At 49.7% G+C, this 853-nt stretch carries 1 protein-coding gene; it reads left to right on the forward strand.

What is annotated here, in order from left to right; all coding sequences use genetic code 11:
• Positions 1-2: 2 nt before the first annotated feature.
• Positions 3-764 (forward strand): flagellar motor protein PomA, encoded by a 762-nt coding sequence (gene pomA, locus R8O10_RS24440; RefSeq protein ID WP_005482965.1) that lies wholly within the window; start codon positions 3-5, stop codon positions 762-764.
• The last annotated feature ends 89 nt before the right edge of the window (positions 765-853 follow it).

Here is an 853-nt window from a genome sequence, read left to right on the forward strand (position 1 = left end):
TTGTGGATTTAGCAACCCTAATAGGTTTGATCGGTGGTTTTGCCTTCGTCATCATGGCAATGGTGCTAGGTGGCAGTATCGGCATGTTCGTCGACGTTACATCGATCCTTATCGTAGTAGGTGGCTCTGCATTTGTAGTATTGATGAAGTTCACGCTCGGCCAGTTCTTTGGTGCGGCGAAAATTGCAGGCAAGGCATTCATGTTTAAAGCCGATGAGCCAGAAGACCTCATCGCAAAGATTGTTGAAATGGCTGATGCAGCGCGTAAAGGCGGTTTCCTCGCTCTGGAAGAGATGGAAATCAACAACAGCTTTATGCAGAAAGGCATTGACCTTTTGGTGGATGGTCACGATGCGGACGTGGTTCGCGCTGCGTTGCAAAAAGACATTGCCTTGACAGATGAGCGACACACGCAAGGCACGGGCGTTTTCCGAGCGTTTGGTGACGTTGCACCAGCGATGGGGATGATCGGTACGCTGGTTGGTCTGGTTGCGATGCTTTCGAACATGGATGACCCAAAAGCGATCGGTCCTGCAATGGCGGTAGCCCTTTTAACCACACTTTACGGTGCGGTGTTGTCAAACATGCTGTTCTTCCCAATTGCCGATAAGCTTTCTTTACGCCGAGATCAAGAAACGCTTAACCGCCGTTTGATCATGGACGGCGTACTTGCCATTCAAGATGGTCAAAACCCACGAGTTATCGACAGCTACCTGAAGAACTACCTCAACGAGGGTAAACGTGCTCTTGAGATTGATGAGTAATCGCGGAGATTTGTGATGGATGATGAAGATAACAAATGCGATTGTCCGCCACCCGGTCTCCCGTTATGGATGGGGACATTCGCGGACTT

Source organism: Vibrio sp. 1727, from assembly GCF_033344415.1.
GTDB lineage: Bacteria > Pseudomonadota > Gammaproteobacteria > Enterobacterales > Vibrionaceae > Vibrio > Vibrio alginolyticus.